Origin of the sequence: Falsiroseomonas algicola (genome assembly GCF_011040385.1) — a bacterium.
GTDB lineage: Bacteria > Pseudomonadota > Alphaproteobacteria > Acetobacterales > Acetobacteraceae > Falsiroseomonas > Falsiroseomonas algicola.
The window spans coordinates 206770-223555 of record NZ_JAAIKB010000001.1 but is presented as its reverse complement, the minus strand read 5'-3'; the positions used below and the strand labels follow the sequence as shown (position 1 = coordinate 223555).

The window sequence follows — 16786 nt, the reverse complement described above, 5'->3', positions numbered from 1 at the left end:
CTCGCGCTGACGTCGCGCGGCCACGGCGTGGCGACCATTCACGACATCCGCCCGAGGGCGAAATACGGGCCATTACGCGCATGAAGCTTGAGTATCATGCGCTCGGTTCAACCGCAGGATGTCTGTGATTAAAATGTAGTTAATGTATGATACATAAACTATCTGATGCGCCACCGATTCGAGCCGCAACGCGCCGCCGACCCGCCTTTTCCCGGGGGTTACATCGTGCCCAGCGTCCGGGGCAGCCAGAGTGCAATGTCGGGAAACACCACAACCAGCGCCAGCGACACGAACATCGCCAGGATCATCCACACAACCCAAGGGATTGTGCTTTCCATCGACACGCCGGCGATGCGGCAGGACACCATCAGGTTGACCGCCATGGGCGGCGTGAACTGCCCGATCGCGATCTTCATGGTCAGGATCACGCCGAACCAGGTCAGGTCCCACTGGAAGGCATTGGCGATCGGGATCAGCACCGGCAGCAGGATCAGGAAGGTGGAGACGCCGTCCAGGAACATGCCGATGAAGATCAGCACGATCATCAGCAGCGCGATGGTCCCGTATTCCCCGAGCCCCAGCCCGACGATCCAGGTCGCCACGGGCTGCACGATGCCGAGGGTGGAGGTGGACCAGGCGAAGACGCTGGCCAGCGCCACCACGATGAGGATGACGGCCGAGAGCTCGCCCGCCTCCACCAGCATCTCATAGATGTCGCGCAGCGTCAGCGTCCGGTAGATGACGATGCCGACGAAGAGGCCGTAGAAGACGGCCATGACGGCGGCCTCGGTCGGGGTGAAGGCGCCGATGCGCATGCCGCCCAGGATGACGACGGGCGCCATCAGCCCCCAGATCGCTTCCTTGAAGGTCTGCCAGACCTTCAGCCGCTCCTCCGCCCGCGCCTTGCCGCCGAAATCGTTCACGAAGGACAGCGCCAGCACCGCCGCGATGATGGCGCAGCCCGCGAGGATCCCCGGGAACATGCCGGCCATGAAGATGGCGGGCACGGAGACGCCCGGCACCAGCACGGCATAGATGATGAAGGCGATGGAGGGCGGGATCAGGATGTCCGTCGCCGCGGCGGCCGCGACGGTGCCGGCGATGAAGGGCCGGGGATAGCCATCCGCCACCATGCTCCGCGTGACGACCTGGCCGACGGCCGCCGAGGTCGCGGGCCCCGACCCGCTGATGCCGCCGATCACCATGGCGACCAGCACGGAGACGGAAGCGAGCGCGCCCCGCCCGGCGCCGACGATGGCCGTCGCGAAGCGCACCAGCCGCAGCGCCACCCCCGTGCGGTCGAAGACGCTCCCCACCAGCACGAACATCGGGATGGCGATCAGCGGATACTTGGCGATGCCCGCATAGACATTGGTCGGCATGGCCAGGATGGACTGGTCCGCCAGCAGGATCGCCAGCGCCCCCGCCAGGCCCAGCGCCACGCCGATCGGGATGCCGCCCAGCAGCAGCACCAGGAAGGTGAGGAAGAGGATCGCGCCGACCATCGCCTCAGCCCTCCCCGCCGCGCGCCAGGCGGATCAGCCGCCCCAGAGCCCGCAGCACCACCACGGCGGAAAGCAGCGGCAGCCAGCCCGTGTACCACCAGTTCGGATGGCCGAGGCCGGAGGACAGCACCTCGAACCGGTATTCGTCATAGGCCAGCCGCCAGCCATGCCAGACCAGCAGCCCGAAGCAGAGGATGGTCAGCAGCATCGCCACCCCCTCCGCCACCTTCTGCCCGCGCGGCGACAGCAGGTCGGTGAAGTAGCTGATCCTGATGTGCCGGCCGGAGGCCGTCGCGATGGCGGTGCCAAGCAGCGAGACCAGCACCATCAGCACCACGGAGTATTCCTCCGTGAAGCTGATGCTGATGTCGGTCAGGTAGCGCGTCGCGACATTGGCCGCGGTGATCAGCGCCATCGCCGCCATCGCCGCCGCCACCAGCACCTCCTCGATCTTCAGCGTGATGCGGGTCGGCGGGTTTTCCCGGAAGGCGGAGGGATCGGGCTCGGCAGCCATGGCGGTGGTGTTCGCTTGCAGGGAGGAGAAAGGAAAACGGCCCGCCGGTCATCCCGGCGGGCCGAAAGGCGTTCATGGCAGCGGACCGGTCACCAGACCGGTCCGAGCGCCCGAATGGGCGCCGCCGCTCATGCGGCGAAGCCAAGCCGGCCGGAAGCCGGCGCCCGGCGTCTGAGGGGGCCCTGAAGCGGTCACGCGAAAGGGCCCTTGAAAACGGCTCAGGCGCGGGCACCGCGGATGGCGGCCTCGGCGCGCCGCACCAGGTCGGCGCCCACGGTCTGCGCCCATTTGTCGTAGACCGGCCGCGTGGCGCGGGCGAAGGCCTGCTTCTCGGCGTCCGACAGCGTCGTCACCGTCACGTTGCGCCGCGCCAGCTCGTCCAGGCTCGACCGGTCGGCATCCACGCCGATGCCCTTCCGGCTCGCCTCGATCTGCGCCTTCGCCGCATCCCGCGCGCATTCCTGCACCAGCTGCCGGTCGGCCGGCGCGAAGCTGTCCATCACCTGCTTGGAGACGACGAAGACCCCGGCATCCGCCACGTAGTTCCAGATGGTCAGATGCCGCTGCGCCAGCGTGTCCATGCGGAACGCCAGATACAGGTTGATCGGGTTCTCCTGCCCATCCACCGCGCCGGTGGACAGTGCCGGCTGCAGATCGGCGAAGGACATCTGCACGGGGTTGGCGCCGAGGGCCGTGAAGATCTCGCTGAAGATGGCCCCGGCGGCGAAGCGGATCTTCATGCCGCGCATGTCGCCGGGCTCCCGGATCGCGCGGCGGCTGTTCGAGATCTCCCGGAACCCGTTCTCGCCCCAGGCCACCGGCACCACGTCGCGGGACGACAGGGTGCGGAACAGCTCCTCCCCGACCGGGCCGTTGATGATGGCGTCGAAGCCCTTGTGGTCGTTCAGCAGGAAGGGAAGGGAGAAGAGGTTCATCTCCCGGATCTGCGGGGAGATGTTGATGGTGGAGAAGACGCCGAAATCGACCACGCCCTGGCGCATCGCCACCAACTCGCGCGTCTGGTCGCCGCCGACCAGCTGGCTGCCGGGATAGACCTTGACCGTGATCCGCCCGCCGGAGCGCTGCGTCACCATGTCCGCCCATTGGAAGGCGCCTTCCGACAGCGGGATCGGCCGGTTGCCGACGACGGTCAGCTTGTATTCGGATTTGTAGGCGGCCTGCGCCTTCGCCACATGCGGCAGCGCCAGGGTGGCCGCACCCGCCAGCAGCAGCCCGCGACGGCTGGTCTCGATCGTCATCCGCTTCCCTCCCAAGGTCATGCGCCTTGCCCGGCGCTCATTCCGTGGGGGAAGGATGCGGGCAGCGATGCCCCTTCGGCAAGTGGCGCCGAAACGCCGGATCAGGCCGCGAGGAAAATCGACCCCGCCGCCGCGTCGAAGACGGCGGGATCCAACCCATCCTCGCCCGGCGCGCGGCGCAATTCGGCATAGGCGCGCTTCACCACCGCCGGCACCGCCGCGTCCCGCAGCAGATCGTCGGTGCCCCGCCCGTGATGCCGCAGCGCGCCGGCCAGGAACCCTTCCGTCGCGGCGGAGGCCTCGCCCCGCACGCGGAGCCCCACCCGCGCCACCACGCCCCGCCAGTCCCGCAGCAGGTCGTCGTAATGCACCACCACGCGGTCCAGGCCGCGCGTGTCGCGCTCCGCCGCCACCACATGCGACAGCCACAGCCGCAGCGCATCCCGCTTCGCCATCCCGTCCCGCGTGGCGAGGGAGGCCGCGACCTCCAGCGGGTTGCGCACCGCGATCACCGCGAAGGGTCGCGCGGCAACCGCCTCCAGCGCCGGCAGCCAGGCCGGCAGCAGCCGGCAGGCGCGCGGGTCCTTCAGGATGAAGGCGGCCCCCGCCGGCACCTGGTCCCACAGCAGCGCCACACACTCCGGCACGAAGCCCGCCAGCACCGCCGCGGCATCGGGGGCGAAGGGCCGCGCATCGTCCCAGGCACTGCCGAGTGCCGCCAGCATCCGGTCATCCAGCGCCACCATGCCGCGCGACTCGAAGAAGCCGCGCGGATTGTCCGCCCGCCCGGCCATGAGGTCGCCGGGCAGTGCCGGCCCATGCAGGGACAGCACCCGCGTCAGCGCGGAGGTGCCGGAGCGATGCATCCCCAGCACCATCAGCGCGCTGCGCACCCCGTCACTCCGCGCGGATATTCGCGGCCTGCGCCACCGCCGCCCAGCGCGGCACCTCGGACGCCACCATCGCCGTGTATTCCGCCACGCTCATCCGGTTGGGCGGCGCGCCGAGGTCCGCCAGGCGGTCCACCATGGCCGGCGTGTTCAGCCCCGCCACCACCGCCTCGTTGATCCGCTGCGCGATCTCCGCCGGCATCCCCGCGGGACCCGAGAGGCCGAACCAGTTGGTGGCGACGAGCGTCGGGAAGCCGGCCTCCGCCACCGTCGGCACCTCCGGCCAGCGCGCGGCGCGCTCCGGCAGGGTGATGGCCAGCAGCCGCAGCCGGTCGTTGCGACCGATATCCGGCACCGCCGCGATCAGCCCCTCCACCTGGCCGCCGATCACATCCGTCACCGCCGGCGCGCTGCCGCGATAGGGCACATGGGTGATCTCCACCCCCGCCGCCCGGTTCAGCAGTTCCAGCTTCACATGGCTGGAGGTGCCGATGCCGTTCGACCCGAACCGCACCGCGCCGGGCGATGCCTTTGCCCGTTCCACCAGTTCGGCCATCGTCCTGATCGGCCCGCTGGCGCTGACCGCGATGGCGGAGGGCACGGCGGCGACCAGCGCGATATGCGTGAAATCCCGCACGGGGTCATAGGGCACGTTCCGCGACACCGCCGGCCCGATGGCCTGGGAGGCGATGTTGGACAGCACGATGGCGCTGCCATCGTTGGGCCCCTTGGCCACCGCATCCGACCCGATGGCGCCACCCGCCCCGGCGCGGTTCTCCACCACCACCGGCATGCCCATCGCGGCCTCGATCTCCCGCGCCGCCAGCCGGCCGAGCAGATCCGCCGTGCCGCCGGCGGGGAAGGGGACGACGAGCCTGAGCGGCCGGCGGGCGGTCTGCGCCAGGGCGGGGCTGGCCAGCAGGCCAAGCAGCGGCGCGGAGAGCAGGGTGCGGCGGCGCATCAGGGGATTCCTCATCCTGGGATGCCACCAGCATACCGCGCCCCGCCGTCGCGGTCATGGCCCGGCGCCGCCGCCGCTTCCGTTCTCCGTGCAGGCAGAGGAGGAGACGTCCTTGCCATCCCGCTAACGGGAAATGGAATAACCATCCCTTTCCCGGTTGCGCGGAGAAAAAAGACGCTGTTATCCTGCCCGGGCAGAGGACAGATGCCCCGATGACCTACATCCGCACCCGCCCGCCGCTGGACACGATGCTCGCCGGCATCGCCGCCGCCGCGCGCCAGCCCCTGTCGGAGCGTCCGGGCGCGGTCGCCGCCGCCATCGCGGCCTTCGCGGCCGACCCGACGCTGCTGGCCGATGTCGATTGTCCCTGCTGCCCGGACCGCTATGTCCGGCATCTCCTCGGCGCGGATCCCGAGGGTGGCTACGCCGTGGTCGCGCTGGTCTGGCGCCCCGGGCAGATGTCCCCCGTGCACGCCCACCGCACCTGGTGCGCCTTCGCCGTCCACCAGGGCGCGCTGACCGAGACCTATTACGAGCCCGGCGACGAACACCCGCTGCCGACCGGCACGAAGCTGCTCCGCCCCGGCGACGCCAACCACGGCCCGGCCGACCCGCGCCTGATCCACCGCATCGCGAACCTGTCCTGCCGCACCGCCATCTCCATCCACTGCTACGGCGTCGGCTATGACCGCTTCGGCAGCGACGTGAACGAGATCCACGCGGCGTAGGCCGGTCAATGGGGAAGGCTCTGCCTTCCCCATACCCCATCCGCCAGGGGCGAACCGCCCCTGGACCGTCGCCAGCTAGCCCGCCTGCTGTTCCAGCACCCGAGCCAGCGACGCGCTCATCGCCTCCGCCGCCGCCGGCAGCCGCCGTCCGCGCCGCGCCAGCAGCGCGATCCGCCCGCCGTTCAGCAGCGGATCGACCAGCGGGATCGCCTTCACCCGCCCCAGCGCCGCATGCAGCGCCAGCACCCGCGGCACCATCACCGCAACGCCCTTGCCATCCGCGATGAAGGCCGCCGCCACATGCGGCGAGTTGGTTTCCAGCACCGGCCGGATCGGCGCCCGCGCCGCGCGGCAGGCCGTGTCGAACAGGGCGCGCGACGATCCGAGATAGGACGGCGCCACCAGCGGCAGGCCGGACAGCTCCGCCAGCGTTAGCTTCTCCGCCCCCGCCAGCGCATGGTTCGGCGCCACCATCACCGCCAGCGGCTCCGCGGCCGAGGCCAGCACCTCGACCTCCGGATCGGCCGACGGGTTGAAGGCGATGCCGAGGTGGCAGGTCCGGTCGCGCAGCGCCGCCAGGATCGCCTCCGACCCCACCACCGCGATGTCCAGCGTGACCGCGGGATAGGCCGCACGGAAGGAGGCCAGCGCGGCCGAGAGGCCGGAGGCCGCGAAACTCTCCACCAGCCGCACCACCACATGCCCGCGCCGCACGCCGCGCAGCGCATCCAGGTCCGCCCGCAGCCGCTCCGTCAGCTGCGTCGCCTCCCGCCCGTGATGCAGCAGGATCTCCCCCGCCGGGGTCAGCGCCACGCCGCGCGCGCCGCGCTCCAGAAGCTGGACGCCCAGCTCCTCCTCCAGCTGCTGGATTCGCCGGCTGATCGCGGATTGCGCGAGCCGCAGCCGCAGCGCGGCCTCCCGCATCGATCCCGCCTGGGCCACGGCCAGGAAGCAGCGCAAGCCCGGAGGCATCATCGTCGTCATTCTCCCGCCCCGATGCCAGCAGGGCATCGCACCGAGATACATTTTCCGCTTGCGGCATCGGCGTCAACAGACTTGTATTCAGCCTGTGTTCAAAACGGACATCAAGTCATGATCATCGAAGGCGTCCCCTTCCAGACGGTGGACTGGTCCACCTGGCCGGAGACGCACCACAAGGGCGAGACCGGCCACGCCACCTGGCGCACGCTGGAGGTCGGGAACATCCGCGTCCGCATGGTCGAGTATTCGCCGGGCTACCTGGCCGACCACTGGTGCTCCCGCGGCCATGTGCTGCTGGTCATGAAGGGGGAGCTGACCACCGAGCTCGCCGATGGCCGCGTCTTCGTGATGAAGGAAGGCGTCTCCTACCAGGTGGCCGAGAATGCCGAGCCGCATCGCAGCCGGACGGAGACGGGCGCCACCCTGTTCATCGTAGATTGACCCAGGGATCGAGAGGAGAAGGCCGATGCGCCTGACGCGTCGTGCGGCACTCGCCGCCAGTCTCGCCAGCCTTGCCACGCCCGTGCGGGCGCAATCGGATTTCCCCAACCGGCCCATCCGGATCATCGTGCCCTCGGCACCGGGCGGCAGCCTCGACATCCTCGCGCGGCTGATCGCGAAGCATCTGGGCGAACGCCTCTCCTGGCAGGTGCCGGTGGAGAACCGCAGCGGCGGCGGCGGCAATATCGGCTTCGACGCCGTCGCGAAGTCCCGGCCCGATGGCTACACCATCCTGATCGCCTCCGAACCGCTGGCGGTGAACCCGAGCCTCTTCCGCGCGCTGCCCTTCGACCCGCTCCGCGACTTCCAGCCGCTGACGATGATCGCGACGCTGTCGCAGGTGCTGGTCGTCCACCCCTCCGTCCCCGCCCGCAGCTTCGCGGAGTTCATCGCCCTCGCGCGCTCCGGCGGGCCGGAGATCAATATCGGCTCCGCCGGCACCGCCTCGCCGGGCCACATGGCCGTCGCGCAGCTCGTCCATGCCCGCGTGCCGCTGACCCATGTCCCCTATCGCGGCGGCGGCCCCGCCGTGCAGGACACGGTCGCCGGCAACATCCAGGGCGGCATCATGACGCTGCCCGCGGCCCTTCCCTTCATGCAGTCGGGGCAGGTGAGGGCGCTGGCCGTCACCTCCACCCGCCGCTCCCCCTTCGCGCCCGATGTGCCGACCATGGCGGAGGCGCTGCCCGACGTCGTCGTCGATAGCTGGCAGGCCCTGCTGCTGCCCGCCGGCGTCCCCGCCGAGGTGCTGCGCCGCCTGCATACGGAAATCACCGCCGTCATCCGCCTGGCCGAGGTCGATGAGTTCCTCAAGCGCCAGGCCTTCGAACCCGCCCCCGGCACGCCGGAGGAACTGGGCGCGCTGCTCCGCGCGGAGGTGCCGAAATGGCGCCGCGTGGTGGAGCAGACCGGCCTTCGCCTCGACTGACCATCACTGCAGGAAACGGAACCAGGCATGTCGCGCACGCCCACCATCTTCAACGAGGCGCGGATGCGCGCCATGATGGACCGCAAGGGCCTCGACCTCGTCATCGTGCGGGGCGTGGAGAATTCCCGCTACATCAGCGAGTTCTTCCACAATGGCGGAAACCTCGGCTACCGCCCCTTCTGCGTCTTCTACTTCCGTGATCCCGCGAAGAAGCCCGCCTTCGTGGTGCCGGCGGTGGACCTGCACCTGGCGATGACGCTGACCTGGATCGAGGATGTCCGCGCCTATGCCATGGCGGAATTCTTCACCGACGTGGACACGCATTTCTACGACGATTTTGCTGGTGCCGCGAAGGCGATCCTGAGCGAGCGCGGCGTGACCGGCATGCGCATCGGCACGGAGGGGGACAACCTCACCAGCGGCTTCCGCACGCTGCTGGATGGCATCCTCGCCGGCAACACGATCGAGGACATCTCCTTCGACATGGAGATGGTCCGCATGGTGAAGACGCCGGAGGAGATCCGGCGCCTGAAGCTGGCGACCGGGATCACGGTCAAGGCCCATGCCGCCTTCCGCGCCGCCATCCGCCCCGGCGCCACCGACAACGACCTCCACCGTGCCGCCTGCCTGACCATGCTGCAGGAAGGCGCCACCGCGGTGAATTTCATCAACATCGGCGCTGGCCCCGCGAACGCCTTCGCCGCGCATGACCCGTTCCCGCGCGGCTATACCCTTCAGCACGGTGACTTCGTGAAGGTGGACATGGGCGCGCAGGTGCTCGGCTATTCCGCCGATTTCGTGCGCAGCTACTTCATCGGCACCGCCAGCCAGCGCCAGCAGGACATCTGGAAGTGGCTGAACGACACGCAGCTCGAGCTCTGCGCCTGGATCCGCCCCGGCGTGACGGGGGGCGAGATCTTCGACCGCGGCTACAAGCACATCAGCCGGTATCTCGAGAAGTTCCCGCGCGAATTCCTCGGCCACGGCATCGGCCTCGGCAGCCACGAACAGCCTCGCATGAACGCCGTGAACCGCACGGTGGTGGAGCCCGACAGCGTGCTCTGCGTCGAATACAGCTACTACTGCGACGGGGTGCGCCACCACACGGAGGAGACCTTCCATGTCGGCGCGACCGCAAACGACCACTGGACGAAGGACTGCCCGCGCGAGCTGATCGTGAAGGTCTGATCCCATGTCGGCCTTGGCGGGCATCACCGTCCTCGACCTCTCGACGCATCTCTCCGGCCCCTACTGCACCATGCTGCTCGGCGACCTCGGCGCCGATGTCATCAAGGTGGAGCGGCCGGGCGGCGACGAGGCGCGGACCATGCCGCCCTTCGTCGATGGCCGCTCCGCGCCCTTCGATGTCTGGAACCGCAACAAGCGCAGCATCGTGCTGGATGCGAAGAAGGAACCGGAGACGCTCCGCGCCCTGATCGCCCGCGCCGACATCCTGGTGGAGAACATGCGGCCCGGCACGCTGGACCGTATGGGGCTGGGGTGGGAGGCGCTGCACCAGGCCCATCCCCGCCTGATCCTCGCCTCCATCTCCGGCTTCGGCCAGACCGGCCCCTGGGCCGGCCATGGCGGCTTCGACCTGATGACGCAGGGCATGGCGGGCCTCATGGCCGGCAATGGCCCGGCGGAGGGAGAGCCGCACCGCCTGCCCATCGCCATCAGCGACCTCACGGCCGGCATGCAATGCGCCATCGCCATCCTCGCCGCGCTCAACGCCCGCCACGCGACGGGGCAGGGGCAGCGGGTGGAGGCAAGCCTCTTCACCTCCGCCCTGTCACTCGGCGTCTATGAGGCAGCGCATGTGCTGGCGCTGGGCACCAGGCCCGAACGGCTCGGCCAGTCCCATCGCGGCACGGCGCCCTATCGCGCCTTTCCGGCCTCCGATGGCTGGCTGACCGTCGGCGCCGCCCAGGCCAATTTCTGGCCGCGCTTCTGCGCCATCATCGGCGCGCCGGACCTGCCGGCCGATCCGCGCTTCGCCACCAATGCCGATCGCGTGGCCAACAATGACGCGCTCGTCGCCCTCATCGCCACCCGCATGGCGGAGAGGCCCCGCGACCACTGGCTCTCGGCCTTTGCCGAGGCCGGCATCCCGGCGGAGCCCGTGCTGTCCTACGACGAAGCCCTGGCGCACCCGCAGGCCGAGGCCATGGGCGTGCTGGCCCCCATCCCGGGCGCCGAATCCGGCATCCGCGCCACCCTCGCCACGCCCTTCCATCTCTCCGCCACGCCGCCCGCGGTGCGCGCCGCCGCGCCGCGCCTCGACGAACACGGCGCCACCATCCGCGCTACCCTTCCGGCCCGCGCCGCCGCGGAATAGGCTTTCCCCAGTTCACGGGGAGCCTGCCATGTCCGGCCGCAACGCCATGCTCGACGACGCGCTGGTCGAGGCGCGGGAGCAGTATGCGGCCGCGCGCCCCGCCAGCGCGGCGCAGCACGCGGCCGCCCTCGCCGTCATGCCCGGCGGCAATACCCGCTCCGTCCTGTTCCACGGCCCCTTTCCCTTCACGGCAGAGAAGGGGGAGGGCTGCCTGCTGACCGATATCGACGGCCACCGCGTGGTCAGCATGATCGGGGAGTTCACCGCCGGCCTTTTCGGCCATTCCCACCCGGCCATCCGCGCCGCCGTGCTGCGCGCGCTGGATGGCGGCGTGAACCTGACCGCGCATAACCGCTTCGAGGGCCGCTTCGCCGAACTCGTCTGCGCCCGTTTCCCCTCGGTGGAGCGCGTGCGCTTCACCAATTCGGGGACGGAGGCGAACCTGCTGGCCCTCGCCACCGCCACCATCGCCACGGGTCGCAAGACCATCATGGGCTTCGATGGCGGCTACCATGGCGGGCTGATGACCTTCGCCGGCGGCGGCAATCCGATCAACGTGCCGCACAAGACTGTCGTCGCCCCCTACAACGACGTCGAGGCCGCGCTCGCCATGGCCCGCGCCCATGCCCCGGACCTCGCCGCCATCATCCTGGAGCCGATGCTGGGCGGCGGCGGCTGCATCCCCGCGACCCCGGCCTTCCTGAAAGCCCTGCGCGATGTCGCGACCGAGACCGGCGCCGTGCTGATCTTCGACGAGGTGATGACCAGCCGCCTCGCCCCCGGCGGATTGCAGGAGGCCACCGGCGTCATGCCCGACATGACGACCCTCGGAAAATACATCGGCGGCGGCATGTCCTTCGGCGCCTTCGGCGGCAGGGAGTCGCTGATGGCGATCTTCGATCCGCGCCGGCCGGATGCGATTCCCCATGCTGGCACCTTCAACAACAACACGCTGACCATGTCCGCCGGCATCGCCGCGCTGTCGGAGATCTACACGCCCGATGTCGCCGTCACCCACAACGCCAATGGCGACGCGCTGCGGGATGCGCTGAACGCGCTGGCCAGGAAGCATGGCGTGCCGATGCTGGTGACGGGCCGCGGCAGCATGATGGCCTTCCACTTCGGCCACGCGGTGCCGCGCAGCGCCGCGGAGGCCAATGCCATGAACCAGCCGCTGAAGGAGTTGCTGTTCCTCGACCTGCTGGACCGCGGCTTCTACATCGCCCGCCGCGGCATGATCGCGCTGTCGCTGGCGGTTGGCGCCGAGGAGCGGCAGGGCTTCCTCGCCGCCATGGACGATCTTCTCGAGATCCGCGCCGACCTGATCCGCGCGGCGGTGGGCTAAGCGCCACTCCCTCCCCCGCGCTTGCGGGGGAGGGAGCTGTCAGTTCAGCCGGTGAAGGACGCGCCGAACTTGCCGACATGCGAGAACTCGCCGATCGGCTTGCGCACCCGCGGCAGCCCTTCCTTCGCCGCCACGTCCGGCGGCAGGATGGCGCCCGCATCCCCCGGCACGCCGAAGGCGATGGCGGAGACCGGATCATTGTCGGCGGGGACGCCCAGCTCCACCCGCGCGCGCTCCACGTCGAAGCCGCGCATTTGGCGCGATGCCAGGCCCATGGAGGCCGCCTGCAGCACCATGTTCGCCGCCGCCTGGCCCACATCGTAATAGGCCACCGCATTCGGGTTGCCGTTGCCCGTGAAGACCTTGCGCGCCACGGTGATCACCAGCGCCCCGGCATGCTTCGCCCAGACCTGGTTGAACGGCCCCAGCAGCCCGAGCAGCGTCGCGAAGGCCTCCGGATCCGCGTCCCGCCGCGCGACGACGAAGTTCCAGGGCTGCTCGTTGAAGCAGGACGCCGCCCAGCGGCCGGCCTCGAGGATGGAGGCCAGCTGCTCCGCCGTCACCGGCGCATCGGTATACGCGCGCGGGCTGTGCCGCGTGGCGATCAGCGGATGGATGGGGTGCGCGGCAGGCGCGTTGCGATCGGACATGGGGAGGGTTCCTTACTGTCGTTCCATGCGGGTCCGCTCGATCACCTCGGCCCAGCGTGCGATTTCCGCATGCACCGTGGCCTTGGTCTCGGCCGGCGTGCCCGGCTCCCGCGGCGACAGGCCGAGTTCACCGAGACGCGCCCGCAGTGTCGCGTCGGCATGCAGGCCGCGCGCCACCTCGGTGATGCGCTCCACCACGCTGGGAGGGGTGCGGGCAGGGGCACCAAGGGCGTACCACGTCTCGATATCGAAGTCAGGACGACCCAGCGCCTCCGCCACCGTCGGCACCTCCGGCAGCAAAGGCGACCGGGTGCGGGAGGTGATGGCGAGCGCGCGCACCTCGCCGCTCCGCAGCTGGCCGAGCACGGCGGAGGCCGTCTCGCTCACCACCTGCACCTCGTTGTTGCGCAGCGCCACGATGGCGGCGGGCGTGCCGCGATAGGGGATGTGCATCAGCCGGAAATCGCCGGCGGCCTGGATGGCCTCCGCCACGAAATGCTGCGTGCTGCCGACGCCGACGGTCGCGACGTTGATCTGCTCCGGCCGCGCCTTCGCCCGCCGCACCAGATCGGCCAGGTCGGCCGGCGCCTCCGGCCCCGTGCCGGCCAGCAGCACCAGGCCGATCGAGGCCACCATGGCAATCGGTTCGATATCGGCCCGCGGGTCATAGGGCAGGCGGCGATACAGCGCGGCGGAGACGGCGAAGCCGTTGTTCAGCAGCATCAGCGTGTGGCCGTCCGTGGCCCGCGCCAGCGCCTCCGCGGCCAGCGTCCCGCCCGCGCCGGCCCGGTTCTCCACCACCACCGGCTGCCCGAAGGCCGCGGCCATGGAAGGCGCGAGCAGCCGCGCCACGATGTCCGTCGTGCCGCCGGCCGCGAAGCCCTGGAGGAAGCGCACCGGCCGGTCCGGCCAGCGGGGCTGGGCCAGGGCAGGGGAAGCCAGCAGGCCGGCACCGACGGCCAGCAGGGCGCGGCGGGACAGGCTCACGGGTTGGGCCATGACGGAACCTCCTTGCCAAGCGGCGTGCAATCGTTTGTTAAGCGTCCTCCTACGGCACGGCGCCGGCCCGTCAAGGCCGAAACGTCCCCTGCACCCACCACCGGAGCCCATCCCGATGTCAGACGCGCTTCTCCTCCGCCGCCTCCAGGTCGCCGAACTCGTGCAGAACTGGGCGGTCTGGCGCGATGCCGGGGATTGGGACCGCTTCGCCACCTGCTGGCACGAGGATGGCCGCATGTTCGCCACCTGGTGCCAGGCCCCGGCGGCTCAGTTCATCGAGGCCTCCAAGGCCGGCTGGGCCAAGGGCGTCTCGATCCTCCACTTCCTCGGCGGCTGCTCCGTGGATCTTGGTTCAGGGGACCGGGCCGGCCACCGCGCCATCGCCCAGACCAAGATGACGATCAGCCAGCGGGCGGAGGTGCATGGCGTGCTGGTCGATGTCGTCTGCACCGGCCGCTTCCACGACTTCATCGAGGAGCGCGACGGCAAGTGGGGCATCGTCCTCCGCCAGCCCATCTATGAGAAGGATCGGATGGACCCGGTGGACCCGGCGGCGAAGCTCAGCCTGGACCCCGCCCTGCTGGCCCGCTTCCCGGAGGGCTACCGCCACCTCGCCTATCTCCAGACCCAGATCGGCTATGAGGTGAAGACCGACATGCCCGGGCTGAAGGGGGAGCGCGTCCAGGCCCTCTACGCCGCCGGCCGCCGCTGGTTGGCGGGCGAAGCCCCGGGCTGGGAGGAATAGTCAGGCCCTCTCAACACTCCGTAAGCCCTTCCCATGTCACGCTCGCGTCATCGCCCTGCCGGGGCGATGACACGAATCGCTGGCAGAAGCGTTGCGGCACCGCTCCGGGTTTCGGGGCGGCGAGGGGCAGGAGGCCCCGGGGTTTGGGAAGGATGGCTGGTATGACTGAACAGGATTTCCGGCGGGAGCGTCTGCTCGCCTCGGGCCTGTTGCGCGGCGCGGTGATGGCGCAGGCGCAGGCGGAGACCGCGCTGCGCCGGACGCCGCCGCCCAAGGCTTCGCTCACCCCGGCGCCGGCCGTAATTGCCGCGCCACCATCGGCAGGAAATGCGCCACGGGCGGCGTCTCCAGCCCCGTGACCTTTGCCTCCTCGTCGAAGCGGCGCAGCACCACCGCCGCTTCGTGCTGCGGGTTGGCCCGGAAGGCCGCGACCTCCTCCGCCGACATCGGCCCGCCCTGGAGCGACAGGCTGAGCACGCTGTCCGGGGAGAGCTTGCCGAAATAGTCGGCCTCCGTCGCGCAGAGGAAGCGTTTCGCGGCGACATGCAGCCGCACCGGCTCCGCCACCTCCGGCCCGAAATGCCGGGCGAGCCAGGCAGCGCCCAGCTCCTCATGCCGGTCGTCGATTCCCTGCTCCGCCGGATTCTCGCCGAGGTCGTGCACGAGGTGCCCGACATCATGCAGCAGGGCCGCCACCACCAGGGCTTCCGGGCATCCGCGCTGTTCCGCGAACATGGCGGCCTGAAGCGCGTGCTGCTTCTGCGTGATCTCGTGCAGGCCGTAAGTGCCGTCGGCCCGCTGCTCCAGCATCGTCTCGATCGCCGCCAGGCGGGGGTCCTGCGTCACGGCCGTCTCCTGCATCGCGCGGCGGCATGATGCCGCACCGCATCATCGCGCGACAATGACCGGCTTTCTGTTTGTAAATCGTCCGTGTAGCGTCCGCCGCCATGACGGGATCGATCCTCGAGGTGCGCGGCCTGGCGCGCCGCTTCGGCGGCGTGGTGGCGCTGGCCGGGCTGGACCTGACGGTGCGGCGCGGCACCGTGACGGCGCTGATCGGCCCCAACGGCGCCGGCAAATCCACCGCCTTCCAGTGCATCTCCGGCGTCATCAAGCCCGATTCCGGCACCGTCCGATTCGAGGGCCAGGACATCACGGGCTGGCGGCCGGACCGCATCACCGGCGCGGGCCTGGTCCGCAGCTTCCAGATCGCCCGCGGCATCCCGCGCCTGACGGTGCTGGAGAACCTTCTTCTCTACGGCCAGGCCCAGCCCGGCGAATCGGTCCTCACCGCCTTCCTCGGCACCGCCGCCCAGAAGCGGCGGGAGGAGGCGCTGCGGGAGAAGGCGCGCGCCATCGCCGGCCGGCTGAACCTCGCCCGCGTGCTGGACAACCCGGCCGCGGCGCTGTCCGGCGGCCAGAAGAAGCTGATGGAGATCGGCCGCGCCCTGATGGCGGACCCGAAGCTGCTGATCCTCGATGAACCCGTGGCCGGGGTGAACCCGACCCTCTCGGCCGAGATCGCGACCCATATCGCCCATCTGCGGGACGAGGGCATGACCGTGCTGATCGTCGAGCACCACATGGATTTCGTGGCCAGCCTCTGCGACCCCGTCATCGTCATGGCGGAGGGCCGCCCCCTGATGGAGGGCAGCTTCGAGCAGGTGGCGAACGACCCCCGCGTGCAGGAAGCCTATATGGGCAGAAGGGCGGTGCACGCGTGACCGCGCTGCTGGAGGCCGAGGGAGTCGTCGGCGGCTATGGCGCGGCCGATGAGATCCTGAAGGGCATCACCGTCAATCTGGCCGCGCGCCGCATGGCCGCGATCGTCGGCCCGAACGGCGCGGGGAAGTCCACCTTCCTCAAGGCCATCGCCGGCCTGGTGAAGCTCAAGGCCGGGCAGGTGCGCCTGGCCGGCGAAACCCTGACGGGCCTGCCTCCCCGTGGCGTGGCGGCGCGCGGCATCGCCTTCGTCCCCCAGGAATCCAACGTCTTCGGCAGCCTCTCGGTGCGGGAGAATCTGGAGATGGGCGGATACCTGGAGCCCCGCGCGACCGTGGCCCGGCGCGTCGAGGCGCTGTTCACCCGCTTCCCCATCCTGGCGGAGAAGCGCCGCCGCGCCGCCCGCACCCTCTCCGGCGGCCAGCGCCAGATCCTCGCCATGGGCATGGCGCTGATGGTGGAGCCGAAGCTGCTGCTGCTGGACGAGCCCTCGGCGGGGCTCTCGCCCAAGGCCGCGGAATCCCTCTTCGACGGCATCGCCGCCATCCACCAGGAAGGCACCGCCATCCTGATGGTGGAGCAGAATGCGCTGGAGGCGCTGGCCATCGCGGAGGAAGGCATCGTGCTGGTGGATGGCCGCGTCGCCCGCACGGGCGAAGCCGCGGCACTGGCCGCCGATCCGGAAGTGCGTCGCCTGTTCCTGGGCGGCTGAACCAAACA

At 70.3% G+C, this 16786-nt stretch carries 18 protein-coding genes; 9 read left to right on the top strand and 9 right to left on the bottom strand.

Annotated features, from left to right (window positions below):
• Positions 1-218 precede the first annotated feature (218 nt).
• The 5 genes from G3576_RS01055 to G3576_RS01035 form a co-directional block, all read right to left on the bottom strand.
• Positions 219-1505, bottom strand: a complete 1287-nt coding sequence (locus G3576_RS01055; RefSeq protein WP_164692467.1) for a TRAP transporter large permease — start codon at positions 1503-1505, stop codon at positions 219-221.
• Between the two features lie 4 nt (positions 1506-1509).
• Positions 1510-2019 (bottom strand): TRAP transporter small permease, encoded by a 510-nt coding sequence (locus tag G3576_RS01050; protein WP_164692466.1) that lies wholly within the window; start codon positions 2017-2019, stop codon positions 1510-1512.
• A gap of 218 nt (positions 2020-2237) precedes the next feature.
• Positions 2238-3278, bottom strand: coding sequence for a TRAP transporter substrate-binding protein DctP (dctP, locus tag G3576_RS01045; RefSeq protein ID WP_164692465.1), 1041 nt, complete (start codon positions 3276-3278; stop codon positions 2238-2240).
• A gap of 101 nt (positions 3279-3379) precedes the next feature.
• Positions 3380-4171, bottom strand: coding sequence for a sulfotransferase family protein (locus G3576_RS01040; RefSeq protein WP_164692464.1), 792 nt, complete (start codon positions 4169-4171; stop codon positions 3380-3382).
• 4 nt (positions 4172-4175) lie between these two features.
• Positions 4176-5129 (bottom strand): Bug family tripartite tricarboxylate transporter substrate binding protein, encoded by a 954-nt coding sequence (locus G3576_RS01035; protein ID WP_164692463.1) that lies wholly within the window; start codon positions 5127-5129, stop codon positions 4176-4178.
• A gap of 212 nt (positions 5130-5341) precedes the next feature.
• Here G3576_RS01035 and G3576_RS01030 point away from each other — a divergent pair, with 212 nt between their 5' ends.
• Positions 5342-5857 carry a cysteine dioxygenase family protein gene (locus G3576_RS01030; protein ID WP_164692462.1) on the top strand — a complete coding sequence of 172 codons (516 nt, stop codon included), beginning with the start codon at positions 5342-5344 and terminating at the stop codon, positions 5855-5857.
• A 75-nt stretch (positions 5858-5932) separates the two neighbouring features.
• On the opposite strand, the gene G3576_RS01025 is transcribed toward G3576_RS01030, so the two are convergent.
• Positions 5933-6832, bottom strand: a complete 900-nt coding sequence (locus G3576_RS01025) for a LysR family transcriptional regulator (RefSeq protein ID WP_164692461.1) — start codon at positions 6830-6832, stop codon at positions 5933-5935.
• Between the two features lie 117 nt (positions 6833-6949).
• Between G3576_RS01025 and G3576_RS01020 the strand changes: the two genes are divergently transcribed.
• Genes G3576_RS01020 through G3576_RS01000 form a run of 5 tightly spaced genes read left to right on the top strand, consistent with a single transcriptional unit; the run spans position 6950 to position 11950 of the window.
• Positions 6950-7279 (top strand): DHCW motif cupin fold protein, encoded by a 330-nt coding sequence (locus G3576_RS01020; RefSeq protein ID WP_164692460.1) that lies wholly within the window; start codon positions 6950-6952, stop codon positions 7277-7279.
• A gap of 25 nt (positions 7280-7304) precedes the next feature.
• Positions 7305-8267 carry a Bug family tripartite tricarboxylate transporter substrate binding protein gene (locus G3576_RS01015; RefSeq protein WP_164692459.1) on the top strand — a complete coding sequence of 321 codons (963 nt, stop codon included), beginning with the start codon at positions 7305-7307 and terminating at the stop codon, positions 8265-8267.
• 27 nt (positions 8268-8294) lie between these two features.
• Entirely contained in the window at positions 8295-9455 is a 1161-nt protein-coding gene (locus G3576_RS01010; protein WP_164692458.1) for a M24 family metallopeptidase, read from the top strand.
• 4 nt (positions 9456-9459) lie between these two features.
• Positions 9460-10605 (top strand): CaiB/BaiF CoA transferase family protein, encoded by a 1146-nt coding sequence (locus G3576_RS01005; RefSeq protein WP_164692457.1) that lies wholly within the window; start codon positions 9460-9462, stop codon positions 10603-10605.
• 28 nt (positions 10606-10633) lie between these two features.
• Complete coding sequence (locus tag G3576_RS01000; protein WP_164692456.1) at positions 10634-11950, top strand: aspartate aminotransferase family protein; 1317 nt, start codon at positions 10634-10636, stop codon at positions 11948-11950.
• A 44-nt stretch (positions 11951-11994) separates the two neighbouring features.
• Here G3576_RS01000 and G3576_RS00995 read toward each other — a convergent pair whose 3' ends face one another.
• Positions 11995-12600 carry a nitroreductase family protein gene (locus tag G3576_RS00995; protein ID WP_164692455.1) on the bottom strand — a complete coding sequence of 202 codons (606 nt, stop codon included), beginning with the start codon at positions 12598-12600 and terminating at the stop codon, positions 11995-11997.
• A 12-nt stretch (positions 12601-12612) separates the two neighbouring features.
• Complete coding sequence (locus G3576_RS00990) at positions 12613-13599, bottom strand: Bug family tripartite tricarboxylate transporter substrate binding protein (protein ID WP_164692454.1); 987 nt, start codon at positions 13597-13599, stop codon at positions 12613-12615.
• Between the two features lie 115 nt (positions 13600-13714).
• On the opposite strand from G3576_RS00990, the gene G3576_RS00985 reads away from it, so the two are divergent.
• Positions 13715-14344: a nuclear transport factor 2 family protein gene (locus G3576_RS00985; protein ID WP_164692453.1), complete on the top strand. Its 630-nt coding sequence runs from the start codon at positions 13715-13717 to the stop codon at positions 14342-14344.
• Between the two features lie 282 nt (positions 14345-14626).
• Here G3576_RS00985 and G3576_RS00980 read toward each other — a convergent pair whose 3' ends face one another.
• Complete coding sequence (locus G3576_RS00980) at positions 14627-15190, bottom strand: phosphonate degradation HD-domain oxygenase (RefSeq protein WP_328728216.1); 564 nt, start codon at positions 15188-15190, stop codon at positions 14627-14629.
• A 101-nt stretch (positions 15191-15291) separates the two neighbouring features.
• Between G3576_RS00980 and G3576_RS00975 the strand changes: the two genes are divergently transcribed.
• Positions 15292-16068: an ABC transporter ATP-binding protein gene (locus tag G3576_RS00975; RefSeq protein WP_164692451.1), complete on the top strand. Its 777-nt coding sequence runs from the start codon at positions 15292-15294 to the stop codon at positions 16066-16068.
• On the top strand, positions 16065-16778 hold the full coding sequence (locus G3576_RS00970; protein ID WP_328728215.1) for an ABC transporter ATP-binding protein: 714 nt from the start codon (positions 16065-16067) through the stop codon (positions 16776-16778). Before G3576_RS00975 ends, G3576_RS00970 begins: the two co-directional genes overlap by 4 nt.
• Positions 16779-16786: the final 8 nt, after the last annotated feature.

Excerpts from the sequence above, each read along its gene's own strand:
- G3576_RS01055 (WP_164692467.1), bottom strand. The coding sequence starts at position 1,505 with ATGGTCGGCGCGATCCTCTTCCTCACCTTCCTGGTGCTGCTGCTGGGC.
- G3576_RS01050 (WP_164692466.1), bottom strand. The coding sequence starts at position 2,019 with ATGGCTGCCGAGCCCGATCCCTCCGCCTTCCGGGAAAACCCGCCGACC.
- dctP (WP_164692465.1), bottom strand. The coding sequence starts at position 3,278 with ATGACGATCGAGACCAGCCGTCGCGGGCTGCTGCTGGCGGGTGCGGCC.
- G3576_RS01035 (WP_164692463.1), bottom strand. The coding sequence starts at position 5,129 with ATGCGCCGCCGCACCCTGCTCTCCGCGCCGCTGCTTGGCCTGCTGGCC.
- G3576_RS01030 (WP_164692462.1), top strand. The coding sequence starts at position 5,342 with ATGACCTACATCCGCACCCGCCCGCCGCTGGACACGATGCTCGCCGGC.
- G3576_RS01025 (WP_164692461.1), bottom strand. The coding sequence starts at position 6,832 with ATGATGCCTCCGGGCTTGCGCTGCTTCCTGGCCGTGGCCCAGGCGGGA.
- G3576_RS01020 (WP_164692460.1), top strand. The coding sequence starts at position 6,950 with ATGATCATCGAAGGCGTCCCCTTCCAGACGGTGGACTGGTCCACCTGG.
- G3576_RS01015 (WP_164692459.1), top strand. The coding sequence starts at position 7,305 with ATGCGCCTGACGCGTCGTGCGGCACTCGCCGCCAGTCTCGCCAGCCTT.
- G3576_RS01010 (WP_164692458.1), top strand. The coding sequence starts at position 8,295 with ATGTCGCGCACGCCCACCATCTTCAACGAGGCGCGGATGCGCGCCATG.
- G3576_RS01005 (WP_164692457.1), top strand. The coding sequence starts at position 9,460 with ATGTCGGCCTTGGCGGGCATCACCGTCCTCGACCTCTCGACGCATCTC.
- G3576_RS01000 (WP_164692456.1), top strand. The coding sequence starts at position 10,634 with ATGTCCGGCCGCAACGCCATGCTCGACGACGCGCTGGTCGAGGCGCGG.
- G3576_RS00995 (WP_164692455.1), bottom strand. The coding sequence starts at position 12,600 with ATGTCCGATCGCAACGCGCCTGCCGCGCACCCCATCCATCCGCTGATC.
- G3576_RS00990 (WP_164692454.1), bottom strand. The coding sequence starts at position 13,599 with ATGGCCCAACCCGTGAGCCTGTCCCGCCGCGCCCTGCTGGCCGTCGGT.
- G3576_RS00985 (WP_164692453.1), top strand. The coding sequence starts at position 13,715 with ATGTCAGACGCGCTTCTCCTCCGCCGCCTCCAGGTCGCCGAACTCGTG.
- G3576_RS00975 (WP_164692451.1), top strand. The coding sequence starts at position 15,292 with ATGACGGGATCGATCCTCGAGGTGCGCGGCCTGGCGCGCCGCTTCGGC.